The organism is Marinobacter flavimaris, assembly GCF_002933295.1.
Taxonomy (GTDB): Bacteria; Pseudomonadota; Gammaproteobacteria; order Pseudomonadales; family Oleiphilaceae; genus Marinobacter; species Marinobacter flavimaris.
In genome coordinates this window covers 131342-153650 of record NZ_PSSW01000007.1, presented here as the reverse complement: position 1 = coordinate 153650, position 22309 = coordinate 131342, and the positions used below count along the sequence as shown (strand labels likewise).

Annotated in this window: 16 protein-coding genes and 1 pseudogene; 15 read left to right on the top strand and 2 right to left on the bottom strand. The window is 57.3% G+C overall.

Features of this window, described 5'->3' with window-relative positions; all coding sequences use genetic code 11:
• Nucleotides 1-13: 13 nt before the first annotated feature.
• Complete coding sequence (gene gltA, locus MDHKLMBL_RS13985) at nucleotides 14-1288, bottom strand: citrate synthase (RefSeq protein WP_008174375.1); 1275 nt, start codon at nucleotides 1286-1288, stop codon at nucleotides 14-16.
• 478 nt (nucleotides 1289-1766) lie between these two features.
• On the opposite strand from gltA, the gene sdhC reads away from it, so the two are divergent.
• The 13 genes from sdhC to rluB all read left to right on the top strand — a co-directional run bounded on the left by sdhC (nucleotide 1767) and on the right by rluB (nucleotide 16867).
• Nucleotides 1767-2144: a succinate dehydrogenase, cytochrome b556 subunit gene (gene sdhC, locus MDHKLMBL_RS13980; RefSeq protein ID WP_014576924.1), complete on the top strand. Its 378-nt coding sequence runs from the start codon at nucleotides 1767-1769 to the stop codon at nucleotides 2142-2144.
• Nucleotides 2135-2482 carry a succinate dehydrogenase, hydrophobic membrane anchor protein gene (gene sdhD / locus MDHKLMBL_RS13975; protein WP_014576925.1) on the top strand — a complete coding sequence of 116 codons (348 nt, stop codon included), beginning with the start codon at nucleotides 2135-2137 and terminating at the stop codon, nucleotides 2480-2482. Before sdhC ends, sdhD begins: the two co-directional genes overlap by 10 nt.
• Before the next feature lie 3 nt (nucleotides 2483-2485).
• The gene (sdhA, locus tag MDHKLMBL_RS13970) at nucleotides 2486-4258 is read left to right on the top strand and encodes a succinate dehydrogenase flavoprotein subunit (RefSeq protein ID WP_008174382.1); all 1773 of its coding nucleotides are present in this window, start codon (nucleotides 2486-2488) and stop codon (nucleotides 4256-4258) included.
• 14 nt (nucleotides 4259-4272) lie between these two features.
• Nucleotides 4273-4977, top strand: a complete 705-nt coding sequence (locus MDHKLMBL_RS13965) for a succinate dehydrogenase iron-sulfur subunit (protein WP_008174383.1) — start codon at nucleotides 4273-4275, stop codon at nucleotides 4975-4977.
• A 312-nt stretch (nucleotides 4978-5289) separates the two neighbouring features.
• A complete protein-coding gene (locus MDHKLMBL_RS13960; RefSeq protein ID WP_104271061.1) occupies nucleotides 5290-8127 on the top strand; it encodes a 2-oxoglutarate dehydrogenase E1 component in 2838 nt (945 codons plus the stop codon).
• 25 nt (nucleotides 8128-8152) lie between these two features.
• Entirely contained in the window at nucleotides 8153-9382 is a 1230-nt protein-coding gene (odhB, locus tag MDHKLMBL_RS13955; protein WP_104271060.1) for a 2-oxoglutarate dehydrogenase complex dihydrolipoyllysine-residue succinyltransferase, read from the top strand.
• 35 nt (nucleotides 9383-9417) lie between these two features.
• Entirely contained in the window at nucleotides 9418-10860 is a 1443-nt protein-coding gene (gene lpdA, locus MDHKLMBL_RS13950) for a dihydrolipoyl dehydrogenase (RefSeq protein ID WP_104271059.1), read from the top strand.
• 36 nt (nucleotides 10861-10896) lie between these two features.
• The gene (gene sucC / locus MDHKLMBL_RS13945) at nucleotides 10897-12063 is read left to right on the top strand and encodes an ADP-forming succinate--CoA ligase subunit beta (protein ID WP_008174392.1); all 1167 of its coding nucleotides are present in this window, start codon (nucleotides 10897-10899) and stop codon (nucleotides 12061-12063) included.
• Entirely contained in the window at nucleotides 12063-12935 is an 873-nt protein-coding gene (gene sucD, locus MDHKLMBL_RS13940; RefSeq protein WP_008174394.1) for a succinate--CoA ligase subunit alpha, read from the top strand. The genes sucC and sucD overlap by 1 nt, the downstream gene beginning before the upstream one ends.
• 120 nt (nucleotides 12936-13055) lie before the next feature.
• A complete protein-coding gene (locus MDHKLMBL_RS13935) occupies nucleotides 13056-14270 on the top strand; it encodes a tryptophan--tRNA ligase (protein ID WP_075267709.1) in 1215 nt (404 codons plus the stop codon).
• Between the two features lie 59 nt (nucleotides 14271-14329).
• The gene (locus MDHKLMBL_RS13930) at nucleotides 14330-15163 is read left to right on the top strand and encodes a segregation and condensation protein A (protein ID WP_008174399.1); all 834 of its coding nucleotides are present in this window, start codon (nucleotides 14330-14332) and stop codon (nucleotides 15161-15163) included.
• A 42-nt stretch (nucleotides 15164-15205) separates the two neighbouring features.
• Entirely contained in the window at nucleotides 15206-15844 is a 639-nt protein-coding gene (gene scpB / locus MDHKLMBL_RS13925) for an SMC-Scp complex subunit ScpB (protein WP_008174401.1), read from the top strand.
• A 39-nt stretch (nucleotides 15845-15883) separates the two neighbouring features.
• The gene (gene rluB, locus MDHKLMBL_RS13920; protein WP_008174404.1) at nucleotides 15884-16867 is read left to right on the top strand and encodes a 23S rRNA pseudouridine(2605) synthase RluB; all 984 of its coding nucleotides are present in this window, start codon (nucleotides 15884-15886) and stop codon (nucleotides 16865-16867) included.
• 3 nt (nucleotides 16868-16870) lie between these two features.
• On the opposite strand, the gene MDHKLMBL_RS13915 is transcribed toward rluB, so the two are convergent.
• Nucleotides 16871-17797, bottom strand: a complete 927-nt coding sequence (locus MDHKLMBL_RS13915; RefSeq protein ID WP_014576931.1) for a GGDEF domain-containing protein — start codon at nucleotides 17795-17797, stop codon at nucleotides 16871-16873.
• Between the two features lie 284 nt (nucleotides 17798-18081).
• On the opposite strand from MDHKLMBL_RS13915, the gene MDHKLMBL_RS13910 reads away from it, so the two are divergent.
• A complete protein-coding gene (locus tag MDHKLMBL_RS13910; protein WP_008174408.1) occupies nucleotides 18082-18765 on the top strand; it encodes a GntR family transcriptional regulator in 684 nt (227 codons plus the stop codon).
• 36 nt (nucleotides 18766-18801) lie between these two features.
• Nucleotides 18802-22260 (top strand): annotated as a pseudogene (gene smc, locus MDHKLMBL_RS13900) (chromosome segregation protein SMC); the annotation flags it as partial.
• Nucleotides 22261-22309 lie beyond the last annotated feature (49 nt).

The following is a 22309-nucleotide window of genomic DNA, read 5'->3' as shown; positions in this document are numbered from 1 at the left end:
CGGCAAGTCAGACTTATTTCGCCGGATAATCCCGGGAATCCGAGCCGGTGTAGAGCTGACGCGGACGGCCGATGCGATAGTCGCCGCTTACCATTTCGTTCCAGTGCGAGAACCAGCCAATGGTACGCGACAGAGCGAAGATAACGGTGAACATCGAAGTCGGGATTCCGATTGCCTTGAGGATCAGGCCGGAATAGAAATCCACGTTGGGGTAGAGCTTGCGCTTGACGAAGTATTCGTCTTCCAGTGCGATCTTCTCGAGACGCTGGGCGATCTTCAGCAGCGGGTCGTTTTCCAGGCCCAGCTCGGTCAGCACTTCGTGGGCAGTTTCAGCCATTACTTTGGCGCGCGGGTCGAAATTCTTGTATACCCGGTGGCCGAAGCCCATCAGGCGGAACGGATCGTCTTTGTCCTTGGCCTTGGCAATGAATTTCTCGATGTTGGATTCGTCGCCGATCTCGGCCAGCATGTCCAGAACCGCTTCGTTGGCGCCGCCGTGAGCGGGTCCCCACAGAGCCGCGATGCCGGAGGCAATGCAGGCGTAGGGGTTGGCGCCGGTAGAGCCGGCCAGGCGCACCGTAGACGTTGAGGCGTTCTGTTCATGATCCGCGTGCAGGATGAAAATCTTGTCCATGGCCTTGGCCAGGATCGGGTTCGGCTTGTACTCCTCGCAAGGAACGCCAAACATCATCTGCAGGAAGTTCTCGGAGTACGAGAGGTCATTGCGCGGATAAATGAAAGGTTGGCCAATGGCATACTTGTAACACCAGGCGGCAATGGTCGGCATCTTTGCAATCAGGCGATGCGCGGTAATTTCCCGCTGCTCCTGGCTGGCAACGTCCATCTCGCCGTGGTAGAAGGCGGACAGAGCGCCGACCACACCACACATGATCGCCATCGGGTGTGCATCACGACGGAAACCCTGGAAGAAGTTCCGCATCTGGTCGTGGAGCATGGTGTGGTTTTTGATGGTGTCGTGGAACTTCTGGTTTTCCTCGGCGCTCGGGAGTTCGCCGTGAAGGAGGAGGTAGCATACTTCAAGGTAGTCAGAATGTTCGGCCAGCTGCTCAATCGGGTAGCCGCGGTGCAGGAGAACGCCGTTTGCTCCGTCGATGTAGGTAATGGCCGATTCGCAGGCTGCTGTGGATACGAATCCGGGATCGTATGTGAAAACGCCTTCCTGGACTAGGCCTCGTACGTCGATAACGTCAGGGCCGACGGTGCCTGAATAAACCGGTAGCTCAATGGACTTGTCCCCCACCGAGAGCGTGGCTTTCCTGTCGGTCATGGTGCTCTCCTATTTATCAGCTTTGACAGCTTTATCTACAGTTATAGATGCGCTAGAAGGCGCGTATTATCGCAAAACTGGCGGCAAAATATAGGGCGTTGGCTTTTTTTGTCAATGGAAGAGTCGGGAAAACCCATAATTTGACATTGGCTGTAAATCAGGGATATCCCGAATGACAACGGATTCGGGCAGGAAAAGGATTTGTCAATCCTCCTTATAGCTGGCTTAACCCCCTGAAATACGCGGCCTGAGCGACGTTGCACGTTTGTAATTGGTTAGGGTACTCCTTATAATCCCTAGCCCGGAATCGGGGATAAACCTTTTATGGCAGCTTTCTAGACAGGCGGTTGTGGAAAAGGTTTCTTCTCTTCCAAGCCAATCGTATGCCGGTTTCGTGGCGGCATGCCGATCCTTACATACCAACCATCCGCACCCGGTTTTCCGGTCCCGCGGAACTAAGAGAGAGTGTGAGAGCGCTGTGAATAGCAAACGACCAGTAAATCTCGATCTCGGCAAGTTTCATTTTCCGCTGCCAGCCATTACGTCCATATTGCACCGCATCAGCGGCATCATCCTGTTTGTTGCTGTTGCGTTCATGCTTTACGGGCTCCAGCTTTCCCTGTCCGGGGAAGAGGGCTTCAGTCGCGTAAGTGAACTGCTGGACAGCTTCCTTGCCAAGCTGATTACCTGGGGCATCTTGTCTGCTCTGTTGTACCACCTGGTTGCAGGCATCAAGCACCTGTTCATGGACATGGGCATTGGTGAAGAGCTGGAAAGCGGCCGCCTGGCATCAAAGATCACGGTTGCGGTTTCCGTCATTCTCATCCTTTTGGCAGGAGTTTGGGTATGGGCATGAACAGTGTCACGAATATCGGTCGTAACGGAATTCAGGATTGGATCATCCAGCGCGTTTCGGCCTACGTATTAGCCCTGTACACGCTGTTTTTACTCGGCTTTTTCATCTCCACCGACGTCGACTACCAAACCTGGTCTGCTCTGTTCGATCAGGCATGGGTGAAGATATTCACGCTTCTGGCTTTGTTGTCGATCGCGGGGCATGCATGGGTCGGGTTGTGGACAGTTACAACGGATTACATGAAATCCGCTGGACAACGGTTGCTGGCCCAGGCAGTGGTTATCCTCGGTGTTTTTGTGTACGTCGTCTGGGGTATTCAAATTATTTGGGGGCTTTAATCGATGGCTAATATCAAGACCATGTCCTTTGACGCAATTGTTATCGGTGGCGGCGGCTCCGGCATGCGTGCCGCGCTTCAGCTGACCGAATCCGGCGTCAATACCGCGTGTATCACCAAGGTTTTCCCCACGCGGTCTCATACGGTCTCTGCGCAGGGCGGTATTACCTGTGCTATTGCCAGTGCTGATCCGAACGACGACTGGCGCTGGCACATGTATGACACGGTAAAAGGCTCGGACTACATTGCCGACCAGGATGCCGTCGAGTACATGTGTTCTGTAGGCCCTCAGGCGGTGTTCGAGCTTGAGCACATGGGTCTTCCTTTCTCCCGTACCGAGCAGGGTCGTATCTATCAGCGTCCTTTCGGTGGCCAGTCCAAGGGCCCGGATAACCCGACTCAGGCAGCTCGTACCTGTGCAGCTGCCGACCGTACCGGTCACGCGCTTCTGCATACCCTGTATCAGGCCAACATCAAGGGCGGCACAACGTTCCTGAACGAGTGGTACGCGGTTGATCTCGTCAAGAACAGCAAGGACGAGGTCGTTGGTGTGGTCGCCATCGAAGTCGAGACCGGCGAAGTTGCTTACATCAAGTCCAAGGCAACCGTTCTGGCTACCGGTGGCGCGGGTCGTATCTACGCCTCCACAACAAACGCCCTGATCAATACGGGCGATGGTATCGGCATGGCGCTGCGCGCCGGTTTCCCGATGCAGGACATGGAGATGTGGCAGTTCCATCCGACCGGCATCTACGGTGCTGGCACGCTGGTAACCGAAGGTTGCCGGGGCGAGGGTGGTTATCTGATCAACGCCGAGGGCGAGCGTTTCATGGAGCGCTATGCGCCGAACGCGAAAGACCTGGCGGGCCGGGACGTTGTTGCCCGCGCCATGGTTATCGAGATCCTGGAAGGTCGTGGCTGTGGTCCCGACAAGGATCACGTGCTGCTGAAGCTTGATCATCTGGGCGAAGAAACTCTGAACCTGCGTTTGCCGGGCATCTGTGAGCTGTCCCGCACCTTTGCACACGTTGATCCGGTGAAAGAGCCGATCCCGGTTGTTCCGACCTGTCACTACATGATGGGCGGTATTCCGACCAACGTTGGTGGTCAGGCGCTGACCCAGGACGAAAATGGCAAGGACAAGCCGATCCCCGGACTGTTCGCCTGTGGTGAGGCAGCCTGTGTATCGGTACACGGTGCCAACCGTCTGGGTGGTAACTCTCTGCTGGATCTGGTGGTCTTCGGTCGCGCAGCGGGTCTGCACATCGAGGAGCAGCTTCGTGGCGGCTTTGAAGTGGACGGCGCCAGCGAAGACGACATCAAACGCGCGATGGCGCGGCTTGACCGCCTGAACAACGCCTCCGAAGGCGAGAGTGTTGCGGAAGTTCGGAAAGATCTTCAGAACTGTATGCAGCTGTACTTCGGTGTATTCCGTGACGGCAAGAGCATGGAAGAGGGTCTCAAGAAGCTGGAAGCCATTGGTGAGCGCGTTCGCAACACCAAGCTGGCTGATACCAGCAACGCCTTTAACACTGCTCGTATCGAGGCGCTCGAACTGGACAACCTTTATGAGGTTGCCCTGTCCACAGCGATTTCCGCGTTCGAGCGTAAGGAAAGCCGTGGTGCCCACGCCAGGAACGATTTCACCGAGCGTGATGACGAGAACTGGCTCAAGCACTCCATGTACTTCCCGCTGGAAAAGCGTGTGGGCAAGCGTGATGTGAACTTTGCACCGAAGACGGTGGACAAGTTCGAGCCGAAGGTCCGGACTTACTAAGGGGGATTCCGAAAATGTTGGTAAGCCTTTATCGTTATAACCCGGAGACCGACAACGCGCCTTATATGCAGGACGTGGATGTCGAAATTCCGGAAGGCAAGGATCTCATGGTTCTTGACGTGCTGAACCTGGTCAAAGAGCGGGATCCTTCAATGGCCTATCGCCGTTCCTGTCGGGAGGGCGTTTGTGGCTCCGACGGCATGAACATGAACGGCAAGAACGGGCTGGCCTGTATCACGCCTGTTTCCCAGGTGGTGAAGGGCGATAAGCTGGTTCTGCGCCCGCTGCCGGGCCTGCCGGTTATTCGTGATCTGGTTGTAGATATGAGTCTTTTCTATAAGCAGTACGAAAAGGTCATGCCGTACCTGATTAACGACAAGCCTGCGCCTGCGATCGAGCGGCTGCAGTCTCCGGAAGACCGCCAGAAGCTGGACGGCCTGTACGAGTGTATTCTCTGTGCCTGCTGCTCCACGTCCTGCCCGTCGTTCTGGTGGAACCCTGACAAGTTTATCGGTCCTGCCGGCCTGCTTCAGGCCTACCGTTTCCTGGCTGACAGCCGGGATACAGCCCAGGAAGAGCGACTTGCCAACCTTGATGACCCGTTCAGCGTATTCCGTTGCCGGGGCATCATGAACTGTGTAAGTGTCTGCCCGAAAGGCCTGAACCCCACAAGGGCTATCGGCCACATTCGGAATCTTCTGCTGCAAAGGGCTACTTAAGCAGCAGGATTTGCGACAGACGCTATACTGTTCTGATCAGGTTAGTACCCGGAAGGCCTCGCAAGTTTGCGGGGCCTTCAACCAAAGGCTTATAGTCAAAGGTCTTACCCGGGTGCACACTACGCAAGCCGTGGCGGGAACTTATAAAGTTTTCTCCCTGTTTTGCTGAGTATAAAAACCACCGGGGAATGGAAAACATCCATGTCGGGTGTGGTGGCCAAAGTCGATCCCGTAAAAACCCGTATTGACTGAGAAATACCCCTGGCCGACCATATCGGGCTCCCCGCACCAGCCCAAGGTGAGCTATTCAAGATGCACGAAAGCATAATGGAGCAGTTATGGCAGACTTCCCACCTCCAGGGTGGAAATCTCGCCTATGTTGAACAGCTTTTTGAAACCTACCTGACAGACCCCAACGCCGTTCCCGAAGAGTGGCGCAGCTATTTCGACAAGCTTCCCAGTGTCGATGGCTACAAGGGCCGTGACATTGTCCACTCTTCCATCCGCGAACAGTTTGAACACATTTCCCGCAATCAGCGCTTTCTTGCCAGCGGCGGCGTTCCCGCAAGCGCCACGTCTGATGCGGACAAAAAGCAGATTCGTGTTCTCCAGCTGATCAACGCCTATCGCTTCCGCGGTCATCAGGAAGCGAAGCTGGACCCGCTCGGTGTATGGCAGCGTCCCCGGGTCGAAGACCTCGATCCCGAATTTCATGAGCTATCCGACTCTGACAGGGATCTCGAATTCCAGACCGGCTCCCTGAACCTTGGCTCCGAGACCATGAAACTCGGAGACATTGTCGATGGCCTGCGCCAGACCTATTGCGAAAGCATCGGTGCCGAATACATGCACGTGGTGGATACCCGCATCAAGCGTTGGTTCCAGCAGCGCATGGAGCCGGTTCGTTCACGCCCGGCCTACGAAGATAACACCCGTAAGCATATCCTTGAGCGCCTGACGGCCGCCGAAGGCGTCGAGAAGTACCTGGGGTCCCGCTACCCCGGCGTAAAGCGGTTCGGCCTTGAGGGTGGCGAGAGTCTGATCCCATGTCTTGACGAGCTGATTCAGCGTGCCGGCTCCTATGGTGCCAAGGAAATCGTCCTGGGTATGGCTCACCGTGGCCGCCTCAACGTTCTGGTAAACACCCTGGGCAAAAATCCGCGGGAGCTTTTCGACGAATTCGAGGGCAAGAAGCTCGCAGATTCTGGCTCCGGTGATGTGAAGTACCACCAGGGCTTCTCATCCAACGTGATGACGCCGGGTGGCGAAGTTCACCTGGCAATGGCGTTTAACCCGTCACACCTTGAAATCGTTTCTCCGGTTGTTGAGGGCTCTGTCCGGGCTCGTCAAACCCGCCGTAACGACAATGAGGGCACCAAGGTCGTTCCGATTATCATGCACGGCGACGCGGCGTTTGCCGGCCAGGGCGTGGTGATGGAAACCTTCCAGATGTCCCAGACCCGCGGCTTCGGCGTTGGTGGCACCATTCATATCGTGATCAACAACCAGGTTGGTTTTACCACCAGCAAGCAGGAAGATGCGCGGTCAACGGAATACTGTACCGACGTTGCCAAGATGATTCAGGCGCCGATTCTGCATGTGAATGCGGATGACCCTGAAGCGGTCATGTTCGTGACACAGATGGCGATGGATTATCGCAACGAATTCAAGAACGACGTGGTGATCGATCTGGTCTGCTATCGTCGTCGTGGTCACAACGAAGCGGACGAGCCGGCAGCAACCCAGCCGGTCATGTACGAGAAAATCCGCAAGCTGAAGACCACCCGCAACCTGTACGTGGATCAATTGGTGGAAACCGGTGTTATCACCGAGGAAGAAGCCAAGCAGATGGAGAACGACTACCGTGACGCCCTGGATAATGGCGAGCACGTGGTCAAATCCCTGGTCAAAGAGCCCAACAAAGAGCTCTACGTTGACTGGACTCCTTACCTCGGCCACGAGTGGACAGCCAAGTGCAAGTCCAGCGTTGCGCTGAAGACGATCCAGAAGCTGGGCAAGAAACTGACCTCGGTCCCTGAAGGTTTCAGTATCCAGCGTCAGGTCTCCAAGATTGTTTCCGACCGCGAAAAAATGACCGCCGGCGCCCTGCCTATCAACTGGGGCTACGGTGAAGTCATGGCGTATGCGACGCTGTTGGACGAGGGTCACCCAATCCGCCTTACGGGGCAGGATATTGGCCGTGGCACGTTCTCTCACCGCCATGCCGTCCTTCACAACCAGAAAGATGGATCGACCCATATTGCTCTGGCGGAATTGTCGGAAGATCAGCCCAAGTTCGAAATTTACGACTCGCTGCTGTCGGAAGAAGCCGTAATGGCGTTCGAGTACGGCTACGCCACGACCGCGCCTGATGGCCTTGTGGTCTGGGAAGCGCAGTTCGGCGATTTTGCCAACGGTGCCCAGGTTGTAATCGACCAGTTCCTGACCAGTGGTGAGCACAAGTGGGGACGCCTTTGTGGTCTGACCCTTCTGCTGCCCCATGGTTACGAAGGGCAGGGGCCAGAGCACAGCTCGGCGCGCCTTGAGCGTTTCCTGCAACTGAGTGCAGAGCATAATATCCAGGTTTGCGTGCCGACCACGCCTTCCCAGGTATTCCATATGCTGCGGCGCCAGGTAAAACGCCCGTTGCGCAAGCCGTTGGTAGCCATTACGCCCAAGAGCCTGCTGCGGCATAAGGAAGCGACGTCTGATCTTGATGATCTGACCAGCGGTACTTTCAAGACGGTGCTGCCCGAGAAAGAACCGTCCGATCCGAAGAAGGTCACCCGTCTGATCCTGTGCTCAGGCAAGGTGTATTTCGATCTGCTTGAAAAGAAGAAGTCGGACGAGCGTGATGACGTGGCCATTGTCCGGATCGAACAGCTGTATCCTTTCCCCGGAGACGATCTTGACGAGCTCTTGAGCGAGTACTCCAAGCTCAAGCACGTTGTCTGGTGTCAGGAAGAGCCGATGAACCAGGGTGCCTGGTACTGCAGCCAGCATCACATGCGTAATGCGCTGCATCGCAAGAACCCCAAGCTGTACCTTCAATATGCCGGTCGTGACGCTTCGGCTGCTCCTGCCTGTGGCCATATGTCGGTCCACATTGAAGAGCAGAAGAAACTGGTTAACGACGCGTTTGAAATTTGACGAGCTACCGAACTAAGGATCTGTAATGTCAACTGAGATTAAAGCCCCCGTTTTCCCGGAGTCGGTCGCGGAAGGTACTGTCGCGACCTGGCACAAGCAGCCGGGTGAAGCCTGCTCCCGTGACGAGCTGATTGTCGATATCGAGACCGACAAGGTTGTTCTTGAGGTTGTTGCGCCGGCGGACGGCGTGATTGAGGAAATTATCAAGAACGAAGGCGATACCGTTGAAAGTGGTGAGGTAGTCGGCAAGTTCAAGGAAGGCGCCAAGGGCGAATCCAAGCCTGCCGAGGGTAAGACAGAAGAGAGCAAGGAAGAGGCTCCGAAGGAAGAAGCCAAGAGCGAGGCGTCTTCCGGCGAAGCCATCCTGAGCCCGGCGGCCCGAAAGCTGGCTGAGGAAAATAACGTCGATCCGAACAGCATCAAGGGTACCGGCAAAGATGGCCGCGTAACCAAGGAAGACGTTCAGAACCACGTAGACAGTGCCAAGTCCTCTGGCGGTGCTGCCGCACCTCAGGCTGCGGCTGGTATGCCGGAAGTCAACGTCAGCCAGGGCGAACGTCCCGAGAAGCGCGTACCGATGACCCGCCTGCGTGCGAGCATCGCCAAGCGACTGGTTAATGCCCAGCAGAGCGCAGCCATGCTAACCACCTTTAACGAGGTGAACATGGGCCCGATCATGGAGATGCGCAAGCAGTACCAGGACAGCTTTGTGAAGCGTCACGGTATCAAGCTTGGCTTCATGTCGTTCTTCACCAAGGCCGCCACCGAAGCCCTGAAACGCTTCCCGGCGGTGAACGCGTCCATCGATGGTAACGACATGGTGTATCACGGTTACCAGGACATCGGCGTGGCGGTTTCCACCGATCGCGGCCTGGTGGTTCCGGTTCTGCGTGATTCCGACGCCATGGGTCTGGCCGACATCGAGAAGAAGATCGTCGAGTACGGCACCAAGGCAAAAGATGGCAAACTGGCCATTGAAGATATGACCGGCGGTACCTTCACAATTACCAATGGCGGTATCTTCGGTTCGCTGATTTCCACACCGATCCTGAACCCGCCCCAGACAGCCATCCTGGGCATGCACAAGATTCAGGAGCGTCCGATGGCCGTGAACGGCAAGGTGGAAATCCAGCCGATGATGTACCTGGCGCTTTCTTATGACCACAGGATGATTGATGGTAAGGAAGCGGTGCAGTTCCTCGTTGCCATCAAGGAAATGCTTGAAGACCCGGCACGTATTCTGCTGGACGTCTGAGCCGACATTTAACGAATCGGAAACGGGATAAAAGTATGTCTGATAAGTACGACGTCATTGTCATTGGTGCAGGCCCCGGGGGCTACGTAGCTGCCATCAAAGCGGCACAGCTGGGTCTCAAGACCGCGTGTGTCGAGTCCTGGACTTCAGAAGACGGTAAGGCACAGGTGCTGGGCGGCACCTGCCTGAACGTTGGTTGCATCCCCTCCAAGGCGCTGCTGGAAATTTCCCACAAGTTTGAGGAATCCAGCCACGATTTCGAGATGCAGGGCATCATCGCCAAGGATGTCAAAATGGACATCGGCAAGATGATGGAGCGCAAGAGCGGCATCGTTAAGCAGCTGACCGGCGGTATCGCAGGCCTGTTCAAGTCTAACGGCGTGACTTCCATCCATGGCCACGGAAAATTGCTGGCCAACCGCAAGGTGGAAGTAACCGACAAGGACGGCAAGTCGAAGACCTACGAAGCCGAAAACATCATTCTGGCCACCGGTTCCAAGCCGATCCAGATTCCGCCCGCGCCTTTCGACGGCGAATACATCGTGGATTCTGAGGGTGCCCTCGAGTTCACCGAGGTGCCGAAGCGTCTGGGTGTTATTGGTGCCGGCGTTATCGGTCTGGAGCTCGGCAGTGTCTGGGCTCGCCTGGGCGCGGAAGTGACCGTTCTGGAAGCCCAGGACACCTTCCTGCCGGCCGTTGACCAGCAGGTAGCAAAAGATGCCTTGAAACAGTTCCAAAAGCAGGGACTGAACATCGTCATGGGTGCGCGTATGACTGGCGCGGAAGTAAAGCGCAAGCTGGTGAACGTGAACTATGAAGATTCCAAGGGCAAGCACGAAGCCAAGTTCGACAAGCTGATCGTGGCTGTTGGTCGTCGACCCTACACCGACAACCTGTTGTCGGAAGACGCCGGCGTCCAGATGGATGAGCGCGGCTTCATCTTTGTTGATGACAACTGTAAAACCGAAGCCCCGGGTGTCTGGGCGATCGGTGACGTGGTTCGTGGACCCATGCTGGCCCACAAGGCGTCTGAAGAAGGCATCATGGTTGCGGAGCGTATCGCCGGGCACAAGCCTCAGGTGAACTACGACTGCATCCCGAACGTTGTCTACACCTTCCCGGAAGTTGCCTGGGTTGGCAAAACCGAAGAGCAGATGAAGGCAGAAGGTGAAGAGTACAACGTAGGTACCTTCCCGTTTGCGGCCAACGGTCGTGCAATGGCTGCAAACTCGGCGTCCGGTCTGGTCAAGATCATTGCTGACGCAAAAACTGACCGCATTGTCGGTTTCCATGTAGTTGGTCCCCAGGCCTCTGAAATCGTTGCCCAGGGCGTAATCGCCATGGAATTCGGTTCCAGCGCCGAAGATCTGGCCCTGACCTGTTTTGCACATCCGACTCTGTCCGAGTCCGTGCATGAAGCAGCTCTGGCCGTCGGTGGTGGCGCGATCCACATCGCCAACCGCCGCAAGAAGAAGTAACGCAAACCAGGAATTTTTTAATTCGGGACATTAACTATGAATTTGCATGAATATCAGGGCAAACAGCTTTTCGCTGAATATGGCCTGCCAGTATCCAAGGGCATTGCCTGTGATACTCCGAAGGAAGCTGTAGACGCAGCTGGTGAAATCGGCGGTGATGCATGGGTTGTGAAAGCCCAGGTTCACGCAGGTGGCCGTGGTAAGGCTGGCGGTGTAAAGCTGGTCAAGAGCAAAGAAGAGATCCGTGAGTTTGCCGAGAAGTGGCTGGGCCAGAACCTGGTAACCTACCAGACAGATGAAAACGGCCAGCCGGTGAGCAAGATCCTGGTTGAATCCCTCACCGACATCGACCAGGAGCTCTACCTGGGCGCGGTTGTTGATCGTGGCACTCGCCGCATTGTGTTCATGGCCTCCACCGAAGGTGGTGTTGAGATCGAGAAGGTTGCCGAAGAAACGCCCGAGAAGATCCTGAAAGCCGAAATCGACCCGCTGGTTGGCGCTCAGCCGTACCAGGGCCGCGAGCTCGCGTTCAAGCTGGGCCTGGAAGGCAAGCAGATCGGTCAGTTCACCAAGATCTTCGTTGGTCTGGCCAAGCTGTTCGAAGAGTGCGATCTGGCACTGGTAGAAATCAACCCGCTGGTTATTACCCCGGCTGGTGATCTGCACTGCCTGGACGCCAAAGTCGGCGTCGACGGCAACGCACTGTACCGCCAGAAAAAGATCCACGAGATGCACGATCCCTCCCAGGAAGATTCCCGGGAAGCGGAAGCGGCCAAGTGGGAGCTCAACTACGTGGCCCTGGAAGGCAACATCGGCTGCATGGTCAACGGTGCCGGCCTGGCCATGGGTACCATGGACATCATCAAGCTGTCCGGCGGCCAGCCTGCCAACTTCCTGGACGTTGGCGGCGGTGCAACCAAGGAGCGTGTTTCCGAGGCATTCAAGATCATCCTGTCTGACTCCAATGTGAAGGCGGTTCTGGTCAACATCTTCGGTGGTATCGTTCGCTGCGACATGATTGCAGAGGGCATCATCGGTGCCGTGAAGGAAGTCGGCGTCAAGGTTCCTGTTGTGGTTCGCCTTGAAGGCAACAACGCGGAGAAGGGTACTCAGGTACTCGCCGAGAGCGGTCTGAACATCATTGCCGCTACCAGTCTGTCGAATGCGGCAGAGCAAGTTGTTAAAGCCGCAGGGGGTAAATAATGAGCATCCTGATTAACAAAGACACCAAGGTTATCTGTCAGGGCTTTACCGGCGCACAGGGCACCTTCCACTCAGAGCAGGCGATCGCCTACGGCACCAAGATGGTTGGTGGCGTCAGCCCCGGCAAGGGCGGTACCGAGCATCTGGGTCTGCCGGTGTTCAACACCGTGCGTGACGCCGTTGAAGCAACCGGCGCTGAAGCTACCGTTATCTACGTACCTGCGCCGTTCTGTAAGGACGCCATCATCGAAGCGGCGGATGCCGGCATTCAGCTGATCGTATGTATCACTGAAGGTATCCCGACTATCGATATGCTGTACGCCAAAGAATACGTGGATCGCAAAGGCGTTCGCATGATTGGTCCGAACTGCCCGGGTGTTATCACTCCGGACGAGTGCAAGATCGGCATTATGCCTGGCCACATCCACAAGAAGGGCAAGGTTGGCATCGTCTCCCGTTCAGGCACCCTGACTTACGAAGCGGTCAAGCAGACCACTGACTTCGGCTACGGTCAGTCCACCTGTATCGGTATCGGTGGCGACCCGATCCCGGGCTCCAACTTCATCGACATTCTGGCCCTGCTCGAGAAAGATCCCGAGACAGAAGCCATTGTGATGATTGGCGAGATCGGCGGTACCGCCGAGGAAGAAGCTGCGGCCTACATCAAGCAGAACGTCTCCAAGCCGGTGGTTTCCTACATCGCTGGTGTTACTGCGCCTCCGGGCAAGCGCATGGGCCATGCGGGCGCCATCATCTCCGGTGGCAAGGGTACAGCAGACGATAAGTTTGCCGCCCTGGAAGACGCTGGTGTTCGCACCGTACGCAGTCTGGCCGAGATCGGTCAGGCCCTGAAGGAAGTCACTGGCTGGTAAGCTGGCCTTCTTTCAGTAAAAACCCCCGTTTCTGCCCTGCAGAGCGGGGGTTTTTTATTTATAATGCCGGGTCGCCTGAACTATGATGGCGGTTCCAATACCAAATAAGGAGTTCGTGCTTTGAGTTCTGTAGATTCCCAGCAAAGGGTTTTGTCCGGCATGCGTCCGACCGGCAAGCTTCACCTTGGCCACTACCACGGTGTGCTGAAAAACTGGGTTAAACTCCAGCATGAATTCGAATGTTTTTTCTTTGTGGCGGACTGGCACGCACTCACCACCAACTACGATGACCCCTCCGGCATTGAACAAAGCGTCTGGGATATGGTCATCGATTGGCTGGCGGCCGGCGTGAACCCGGGCTCGTCCACGATGTTTATCCAGTCTCAGGTGCCCGAGCACGCCGAACTGCATCTGCTGCTCTCGATGATCACGCCACTCGGGTGGCTGGAACGCGTGCCGACGTTCAAGGATCAGCAGGAGAAGCTGCGGGAGAAGGATCTGGCGACTTACGGGTTCCTGGGTTACCCGCTGCTTCAGAGTGCAGATATTCTGGTTTACCGGGCAGGAAAAGTGCCCGTTGGTGCAGATCAGGTTTCCCACGTTGAAATCACCCGGGAAATCGCGCGCCGGTTCAACCACATCTATGGTCGTGAGCCAGGCTTTGAAGAGCAGGCGGAAGGTGCCATCGTGAAGATGGGCAAGAAAAACGCCAAGCTCTATCGCAATCTCAAGAGGCGTTACCAGGAAGAGGGCGACATGGACGCCCTGGAAACGGCCCGTGCTCTGTTGAAAGAACAACAGAATATCTCCCTGGGCGATCGTGAGCGTCTTTACGGTTACATTGAAGGTGGCGGCAAGGTGATTCTGCCGGAGCCCCAACCGCTGCTGACGCCAGAATCCAAGTTGCCGGGGCTGGATGGGCAGAAAATGTCCAAGTCCTACAACAACTATATCGGTCTCCGGGAAGAGCCGGACAGCGTAGCCCAGAAGGTTCGCACCATGCAGACCGATCCCCAGCGGGTCCGGCGCACCGACGCGGGTGAACCCGAGAAGTGCCCGGTGTGGGGAATGCACAAGATCTATTCCGATGCTGACACTCAGGAGTGGGTGCAGACCGGTTGTCGCAGTGCCGGCATCGGTTGCCTGGACTGCAAGAAGCCGTTGATTGACGCGATTGTCGAGGAGCAGCGTCCGCTCCACGAACGCGCGCGGGAGTATGAGGGCAATCCGGATCTGGTTCATTCCATTCTCCAGGAAGGTCGCGAGCACGCCCGCGACGCCGCCCGCGACACCCTGGAGGAAGTCCGGGCCGCCATGGGGCTTCATTACCGTTGAATCCGCAGGAGTCGGTGCCACGAGCATACAGCCAGTGCGCCGACCCGGAGTGAAAGGTTATGACTGAAGAATCCACCGATCAGGCCACGCCCGAAGCCCAGGACGCTGCACCGGAGCAGTCGCCCCTGGCGCGGGTGTCCGGCAAGCCGGTGGTGGATCTTCCCAAGGATTTGTACATTCCGCCGGACGCCCTTGCCGTCTTCCTTGAGGCGTTCGAAGGGCCCCTGGATCTTCTGCTGTATCTCATCCGTCGCCAGAACATGAACATTCTGGACATCGACGTTAGCGAAATTACCCGGCAATACATGGATTACATCGGTGCCGTGGAGGCCATGCGGTTCGAGCTGGCTGCGGAATACCTGGTGATGGCCGCCACATTGGCGGAGATCAAATCGAGGATGCTGTTGCCTCGACAGGAAAGCGACGATGAGGAAGAGGTTGATCCCCGGGCAGAACTGATTCGCCGGCTTCAGCAATACGAACGGTTCAAGCAGGCTGCTGAAGATATTGATGAATTACCGCGCCTGGAACGCGATACCTTTGCCGCCTCCGCCGCGCTGCCGAAGATGCCCTCCAGTCAGCCCCATCCGGATGTAGACTTGCGGGAAATGCTGCTGGCTCTGCAAGGCGTTCTTCAGCGGGCAGACCTGTTTACCAGTCACCATGTTGAACGGGAAAGGCTTTCGACCCGGGAGCGCATGTCCGCAATCCTGTCGGTGCTTCAGGACGATCATTTTGTGACATTCGAAAGCCTGTTTACGATTGAAGAGGGCCGGCTCGGCGTCGTGGTGACCTTCCTGGCCACGCTTGAGCTGGTCAAAGAGCAGCTGATCGAGGTTGTTCAGGCCGAGGTTCTGGGCCCGATTCATGTTCGAGCCAGGGCAGCCAGCTAGGGCCTCCCAACGTTCAAAGCACGGAAATACGGATCAGACACCATGAACGAAGAACACCTGCTGAGAATACAGGCGATCGCCGAAGCGGCCCTGCTGGCTGCGGGCAAACCCTTGTCTCTCGACCAGCTCCGGGACCTGTTCAGTGAAGAGGAGCGCCCCGCACGCCAGGTAATGGAACATGTCATGGTACTTCTGGAAGCGGCCTGCGAAGGGCGCGGTTTTGAATTGAAGAAGGTTGCCAGCGGCTACCGTATTCAGGTGCGCGAGGAATTCGCGCCCTGGGTCGGGCGTTTGTTTGAGGAAAAGCCCCAGCGCTATTCCCGGGCGTTGCTTGAAACCCTGGCCTTGATCGCCTACCGGCAGCCCATCACCCGGGGTGAAATCGAGGATATTCGGGGTGTTACGGTAAGCAGCAATATCATTCGCACCCTGCTTGAGCGAGAGTGGGTTCGCGTCGTTGGGCATCGGGATGTTCCCGGCCGTCCGGCCATGTATGCGACTACGAAACAGTTTCTGGACTACTTTAACCTCACGGGCCTGGATCAGATGCCGCCCCTGAATGAAGTCCGCGATCTTGAAGAGATCGGCCGGGAAATTGAAAAGAACATGCAGGCGGAGATCGAGTTCGAATCAACGACTGCCGAGAACGACGACGAATCTTCGAGCCAGACACTTCACTGACGCCATTCGGGTGTCAGTCAGATACTAAGGATTGATTTCATGGCGGCAGAACGCCCCAACAAACCAGCCAGACCAGCCAAGGACAACGCGAGCCAGGGTGGGCCAGAGCGTATTCAGAAATTGCTTGCCCGCGCGGGCATCGGTTCGCGCCGGGAAATTGAAGGCTGGATGGAAGCCGGCCGCCTGCTGGTCAACGGGCAACCTGTGGCGCCCGGGCAAAAAGCGACTGTTGAGGATCGCTTCGAACTCGACGGCAAGCGACTTGAAGTGTCCGGTGCGGCGGAAGTGATGCGCCGGGTACTGATTTATAACAAGCCGGAGGGTGAGGTTACCACTCGAAAGGATCCTGAGGGGCGGCCGACGGTGTTTGATCGTTTGCCACGTCTCAAGGAGCACCGGTGGATTTCCATCGGACGGCTGGATATCAATACCACGGGTCTGGTGCTCTTCACCACAGACGGCGAGTTGGCGAATCGCCTGATGCACCCGTCCAACCAGATTGATCGGGAATACGCGGTACGGATCTTCGGGGAAGTGGACGATGCGATGATCGAGCGCCTGCTTCAGGGCGTTCTCCTGGAAGATGGCATGGCCAAGTTCACCGATATCTCTCCGGCTGGCGGTAGCGGTATAAATCGCTGGTTCCACGTGACCTTGCTGGAAGGGCGCAATCGGGAAGTACGTCGTCTGTGGGAATCCCAGGGTGTTCGCGTCAGTCGGCTGAAACGCGTGCGCTACGGGCCGATCTTCCTGCCGAGCAGGTTGACCGTAGGAAAATGGGAAGAGCTGGATCAGCGCGCAGTAGACACCCTGAGTCGCACGGTTGGTCTCGAAGCGGTTGAGATTCCGCAGAAAACGCCAAATGAGAAAGCGGCCCACGACCGCCAGAGGCGGAAAAGCCCTGGCCGGTCCGGTAAGAAAACCCCCGGCAACAAATGGGCTGTCAGCGACACCAAACCTGCCAAACCAGCCGGGCGTGCTCCCCGGCCAGAGAGAGCCCGAAGCAAGACGCCCCGGGGCTGATCGTTACGAAATGGTGGCAAACACCCGGGTGCAGTTACGGCCCTGGTGTTTGGCACGATAGAGTGCCTCGTCCGCCCTTGCCAGCCAGGCCTGGGGCGCCTCCTTGGGCAGGAAAGTGGCAACACCACAACTCGTTGTGACCTTCAGCTCCTTCTCTCCGCCATCAACCCGGATAGCGGCAATCGCTTCGCGAACGCGCTCTGCTACATCCCTGGCATCCTGCTCCGAGGTATGCGGGAGCAGGATAGCAAACTCCTCGCCGCCAAAGCGGTAGACTGAATCCGAGGTTCGGATCGACTTCTCGATCTCGCACGCGGCCAATTGCAGAAGATGGTCGCCAACCACATGGCCGTGAGTGTCGTTCACCGTCTTGAAGTGGTCCAGATCGCAGAGGACGAGCGAGTAGGGCTCGCCATGGCGCTCTGATAACAGGCTGGAGCGCTGCAGAGCGTCGTCCAGGGCGCGTTTGTTGGGTATGCCGGTCAGGGAATCTGTCAGAGATGCCTGTTCAATGGCCACGTACTGGCAGGCGTTGCGAATCGGGCAGATCGCCGCACTCAGAACCATCTCTACGCCTTCCAGCTCCTGTTCCGAGAACCTCTGCCGACGTTGCAGCACCAGGGTCCCATAATTGACACCTTCTAGGCTCAGCCGGTATTCGCAGCGGTGTGGGCCCCCCATGCCTGTGGCATAGACGAAATCTTGTTTACCGATCCGGTGGCGGTAGTTGAGCGCACTGAAAGGAACAATGGCGACCAGCTCTTCGGCCAGGATCGCCAGCTGTTGTTCCAGAGACAGGGTAGTGGACAGCCGGCGCGTTAGCCTGGTGAGTACATCCGGCGTGTTGTTCCAGTCCTTGTGTGCCTGACGCAGCGCAGCCAGTTTCTGGGGCTGGGAAGGAGACTGATGGATCGACGGTATGTTTTTCACTACGGTTCACTCTGTCGCAGAAGTTTACAGTGCTTTGCGTGTGCAAAGCAGAAACCGTGCCCAGTCATCAAAAACGAACAAAAACAGCGAGTAACGAGGCTAACATCACTTGGTTTCTGATTTTTCGGCTGTCGTTCCTGATTCGCCGTCAAAAAACCGGCAGTGATTTGCCGCGATGTTCCTGAGCTGTGCAAAATGTCAGACAAGGGGTGGGGCTATAGATTCCCTGTGGTAAACTTCTGCGTTTGAAATCGTGCCGTCTTCAGGAATGAGTGACCAACTTTATGAGGTTTCAGGCCCCGGAAAGTCTGTCTGAACAAATTGCCCAGCATCTGGGGCAACGAATCATCACGCGAGATCTCAAGCCCGGCGAACGCATTCAGGAATTGAAGGTGTCGGGAGAACTGAATGTCAGCCGTGGCTCCGTTCGGGAAGCACTGCTCATTCTGGAGCGCCGTCACCTGATCGAGATTTTCCCCCGGCGGGGTGCGGTGGTCTCCAGCCTGACGCCAGAAAGCGTCAACAGCCTCTACGACATCTATATCGACCTCCTCTGCATGCTGGGGCGCAAGGTACTTGAACGCTGGTCCGGCAGGGAGCTTGGCGGTGTCATGGGTCAGGTCCGTGAATTGCAGGCAGTCATTGATGCCCTGAACGCCACCAGTGCCGACGCCGCCGAGCAGGTTATTGATGCGGGTTTCGGGGTTATGCGTTACGCCTACGGCCTGGTCGAGAACCCGTTTCTGGAAGAAACCCTCGAGAATTTCCGGCCGGCCATCAGCCGCACCTATTTTGTGGCGCTGGAACACTTCCGGGAAGAAATCGGTGAAACCGCCACCTTCTTTCGGCAGCTGGCGGATGCCGCCGTCAACGACGACACTGAGCGGCTGCAAGCCGTTATCCAGGCCTTTGGGGAGCACCAGCGGCAGCAGGTGTTGACGATCCTCCGGCAGGAAGCGAGCGCCTGATATGCGGCTGAAGTCCATCAAACTGTCCGGCTTCAAATCGTTCGTAGATCCCACCACGGTTCCGTTCCCCTCCAACATGACGGCCGTGGTCGGCCCCAATGGGTGCGGCAAGTCCAACATCATCGATGCGGTGCGTTGGGTCATGGGGGGAGCTCCGCCAAGTACCTGCGCGGCGAATCCATGACAGACGTTATTTTCAACGGTTCCAGTGCAAGAAAGCCTGTGGGACAGGCCTCCATCGAACTGGTTTTTGATAACAGCGATGGGTCCGCGCCCGGTGAATTTGTGAAATTCAACGAAATCTCCGTTCGCCGCCGCGTTTCCCGGGAAGGGCAGTCCGAGTATTTCCTGAATGGCTCCAAGTGCCGGCGTCGTGACATTACTGACCTGTTCCTCGGCACCGGTCTCGGCCCGCGGAGCTATGCCATCATCGAACAGGGCATGATTTCCCGGCTGATTGAGGCCAAACCGGAAGAGCTTCGGATCTATATTGAAGAGGCGGCCGGCATTTCAAAATACAAGGAGCGGCGCCGGGAAACGGAGAACCGTATCCGCCGGACCCAGGAAAACCTGGAGCGTCTGACCGATTTGAGAGAAGAGCTGGGCCGCCAACTGCAACACCTGGAGCGTCAGGCAGCCGCAGCCGAGAAGTACAAGGCCTACAAGCAGGAAGAGCGCCAGAAAAAAGCCGAACTGACGGTGCTTCGCTGGCAATCCCTCGACAATGACTTGCAAGCCTGGCGAGGCAAGATCCGGGATACCGAGCTCGAGCTTGAGAAATACCTCACCGAGCGGGTCAGCCTGGAGACCTCCCTGGAATCCCTGCGCGACAATCACCAGGAACGGACCGAGCATTTCAACCGGGCACAGGCACGCTATTACGAAGCCGGGGCCGATATCGCCCGTATTGAGCAGAGCCTCGAACACCAGCGTGAACGGAGCCGGCAAATGGCGGCTGAGCTGGACCAGGCCATGGCGAACCAGAGAGAACTGGCCCGCGAGCTGGAGCAGGATGAGGACAAGCTTGCGGGAATCCAGGAAGAACTCGACATGATGGAGCCGGAGCAGGAAGCGCTGGCAGTTCGCTCCGAGGAATCTGGTGAGAAGTTGCAGCAGGCCGAAGACGCCATGAGCGACTGGCAGCACCAGTGGGAAGACTTCAGTGCCCGTTCGTCGGACGCGCGGCGCCAGGCAGAGCTGGCCCAGTCCAGAATCCGCTCGCTTGAGGATGCCATTGAGCAACTGCTGGCCCGCCAACGCAAGCTTCAGGACGAACAGGAGTTGCTGGAAGGTCAGATGGACCGCGCCGAGCTCGAAGACCTGCTGGAACAGCAGGAAACCCTGGAGCTGAAGCGCGAAGAGGCGGCCGAACGGATTGCATCCGTTCAGGACGAGCTCTACGAAGCCCGGCAGCAACAGCGTGATGCCGAGCAGGCGCTCTCTGAAGAACGCCAACGGGTGCAGAGCCTTCGTGCGTCCCTGGAGTCCCAGCAATCCCTTCTGGATGAGCAGATGGGGGCCGGGGATGATGTTCTGCAGTCCTGGCTGTCACAGAACGCTCTCAGCGATATGCCCCGGGTGGCCAGTCAGCTTCAGATTACCGATGGCTGGGAGTTTGCTGTCGAACAGGTTATCGGGCGGTTTACCCAGGGTCTCTGCCTTCCCGATATTGATCAGCTCTCGTCCGCCATGAAAGAAGCGCCAAAGGGGTTGGCGCTGGTGGAGGCAGAAGCCACAGACGGCAGTGAGCGTTCCGGGTTGGCGGCCAAGGTTTCCGGAGTGCCGGGAATTGCCTCGTTGCTTCGCGGCATCGATACCGTCGAAACCGTCTCTGACGCCATGGGTATGCGATCGGGGCTTCGGGACGGTCAAAGCCTGATGACACCCCAGGGCGTCTGGATATCCCGGGAGTGGGTCCTGATGCCGGACTCTGATGCCGGCCAGGTCGGTGTGATTGAGCGGCAGAAGAAGGTGACGGAACTGACCGCGCAGCTGGCCGAGGCGGAGGAGGCGCTGGAGGCGGCTACCGAACGGCTGGAAGAGCTTCAGGAGCGGGCAGAGCGTTCGGAAGCAGCCCGGGATGAGGCGCAGACCCGTCTGAGCGAGGCAGATCGTGAACTGAGCACCCTGGCGTCCAGGGTCAGCGGCCTGCGAGCACGTGCCGAGCAGATTGATGCCCGTCTGCAGCGAATCCGGGACGATATCCAGGACGTGTCCGAAAACCTCGAGGGCCAGAAAGAGAGTCTTCAGGATGCCCGGGAAGACTGGCAACTGGCGCTGGCTTCCACCGAAGACAGCGATGAAGAGAAAGAGCGGTTGCTGGAGCAGCGCGATACCTTGCGCGAAAGCCTGGACCGGCTTCGCCAGGAGGCCCGGCACGACCGTGACCACGCGCATCAGCTGCAGCTCCAGCTGCAGACCCTACACAGTCAACGGGACGGCCTCAGGCAGACGATTGATCGGATGCAGTTGCAGAAGGAGCGTATCGACGAGCGCCTGGAGATTCTGAGGGAGTCCCGGGAAAGCGCCGAAGAGCCCATCGAAGACCTGCAGATGCAGCTCGAAGGGCTGCTGGATCGGCGATTGGCGGAAGAGGAAAAGCTGGGCGCTGCTCGCGACGCGCTGGAAGAGATTGATCGGGAAGTGCGGGAAAAGGAACAGGGCAGAAGCGGAACCGATCATCGCATTCAGGAAGTCCGGTCCCGACTCGAAAAACTGAAAATGGAGTCCCAGGCCCTGGAAATCCGTTCCGGGAATCATGTCGATCAGCTCAAGGAGCTGGACGTAAAACTTCAGGATATCCTCGCCCAGTTGCCCGAGGGTGCGAATGAAAAAGACTGGGCAGACGAACTGGAGCGAATCGGCAACCGAATTCAGCGCCTGGGCGCGATTAACCTGGCGGCCATTGAGGAATATCATGTTCAGAGTGAGCGCAAGACCTACCTGGATTCCCAGCATGAAGACCTGATGGAAGCCCTGGAAACACTGGACAACGCCATACGGAAAATAGACCGGGAAACCCGGCAGCGTTTCAAGGAAACCTTTGACCAGGTGAACGGTGGTCTGCAGGCTCTGTTTCCCAAAGTGTTTGGAGGCGGTAACGCCTACCTGGAGCTTACCGGTGAGGATCTTCTGGAAACCGGCGTTGCGATCATGGCGCGGCCGCCGGGCAAGAAGAACAGCACCATTCACCTGCTGTCGGGCGGCGAAAAGGCCCTCACGGCGATCGCACTGGTGTTTTCGATTTTCCAGCTCAACCCGGCACCCTTCTGTATGCTGGACGAGGTGGATGCGCCGCTGGATGATGCCAACGTGGGCCGCTATGCCAACATGGTCAAGGAGATGTCCAAGCAGGTTCAGTTCATCTACATTACCCACAACAAGATTGCCATGGAGATGGCGGATCAGTTGATGGGCGTAACCATGCATGAACCGGGGTGTTCGCGCCTGGTGTCGGTCGATGTAGACGAGGCAGCGGCTCTCGCAGAGGCTTGAGGCTGTTCAGAATTCAGGCGACCATGACAATAACGCCATCTGGCCCGGG

What these genes read in the sequence shown, in the direction of transcription:
- odhB (WP_104271060.1), top strand. Translation starts at nt 8,153, where the DNA reads ATGTCAACTGAGATTAAAGCCCCCGTTTTCCCGGAGTCGGTCGCGGAA.
- rluB (WP_008174404.1), top strand. Translation starts at nt 15,884, where the DNA reads ATGGCGGCAGAACGCCCCAACAAACCAGCCAGACCAGCCAAGGACAAC.
- sucC (WP_008174392.1), top strand. Translation starts at nt 10,897, where the DNA reads ATGAATTTGCATGAATATCAGGGCAAACAGCTTTTCGCTGAATATGGC.
- sdhA (WP_008174382.1), top strand. Translation starts at nt 2,486, where the DNA reads ATGGCTAATATCAAGACCATGTCCTTTGACGCAATTGTTATCGGTGGC.
- scpB (WP_008174401.1), top strand. Translation starts at nt 15,206, where the DNA reads ATGAACGAAGAACACCTGCTGAGAATACAGGCGATCGCCGAAGCGGCC.
- MDHKLMBL_RS13910 (WP_008174408.1), top strand. Translation starts at nt 18,082, where the DNA reads ATGAGGTTTCAGGCCCCGGAAAGTCTGTCTGAACAAATTGCCCAGCAT.
- sdhD (WP_014576925.1), top strand. Translation starts at nt 2,135, where the DNA reads ATGGGCATGAACAGTGTCACGAATATCGGTCGTAACGGAATTCAGGAT.
- gltA (WP_008174375.1), bottom strand. Translation starts at nt 1,288, where the DNA reads ATGACCGACAGGAAAGCCACGCTCTCGGTGGGGGACAAGTCCATTGAG.
- lpdA (WP_104271059.1), top strand. Translation starts at nt 9,418, where the DNA reads ATGTCTGATAAGTACGACGTCATTGTCATTGGTGCAGGCCCCGGGGGC.
- MDHKLMBL_RS13965 (WP_008174383.1), top strand. Translation starts at nt 4,273, where the DNA reads ATGTTGGTAAGCCTTTATCGTTATAACCCGGAGACCGACAACGCGCCT.
- MDHKLMBL_RS13960 (WP_104271061.1), top strand. Translation starts at nt 5,290, where the DNA reads ATGCACGAAAGCATAATGGAGCAGTTATGGCAGACTTCCCACCTCCAG.
- sucD (WP_008174394.1), top strand. Translation starts at nt 12,063, where the DNA reads ATGAGCATCCTGATTAACAAAGACACCAAGGTTATCTGTCAGGGCTTT.
- MDHKLMBL_RS13930 (WP_008174399.1), top strand. Translation starts at nt 14,330, where the DNA reads ATGACTGAAGAATCCACCGATCAGGCCACGCCCGAAGCCCAGGACGCT.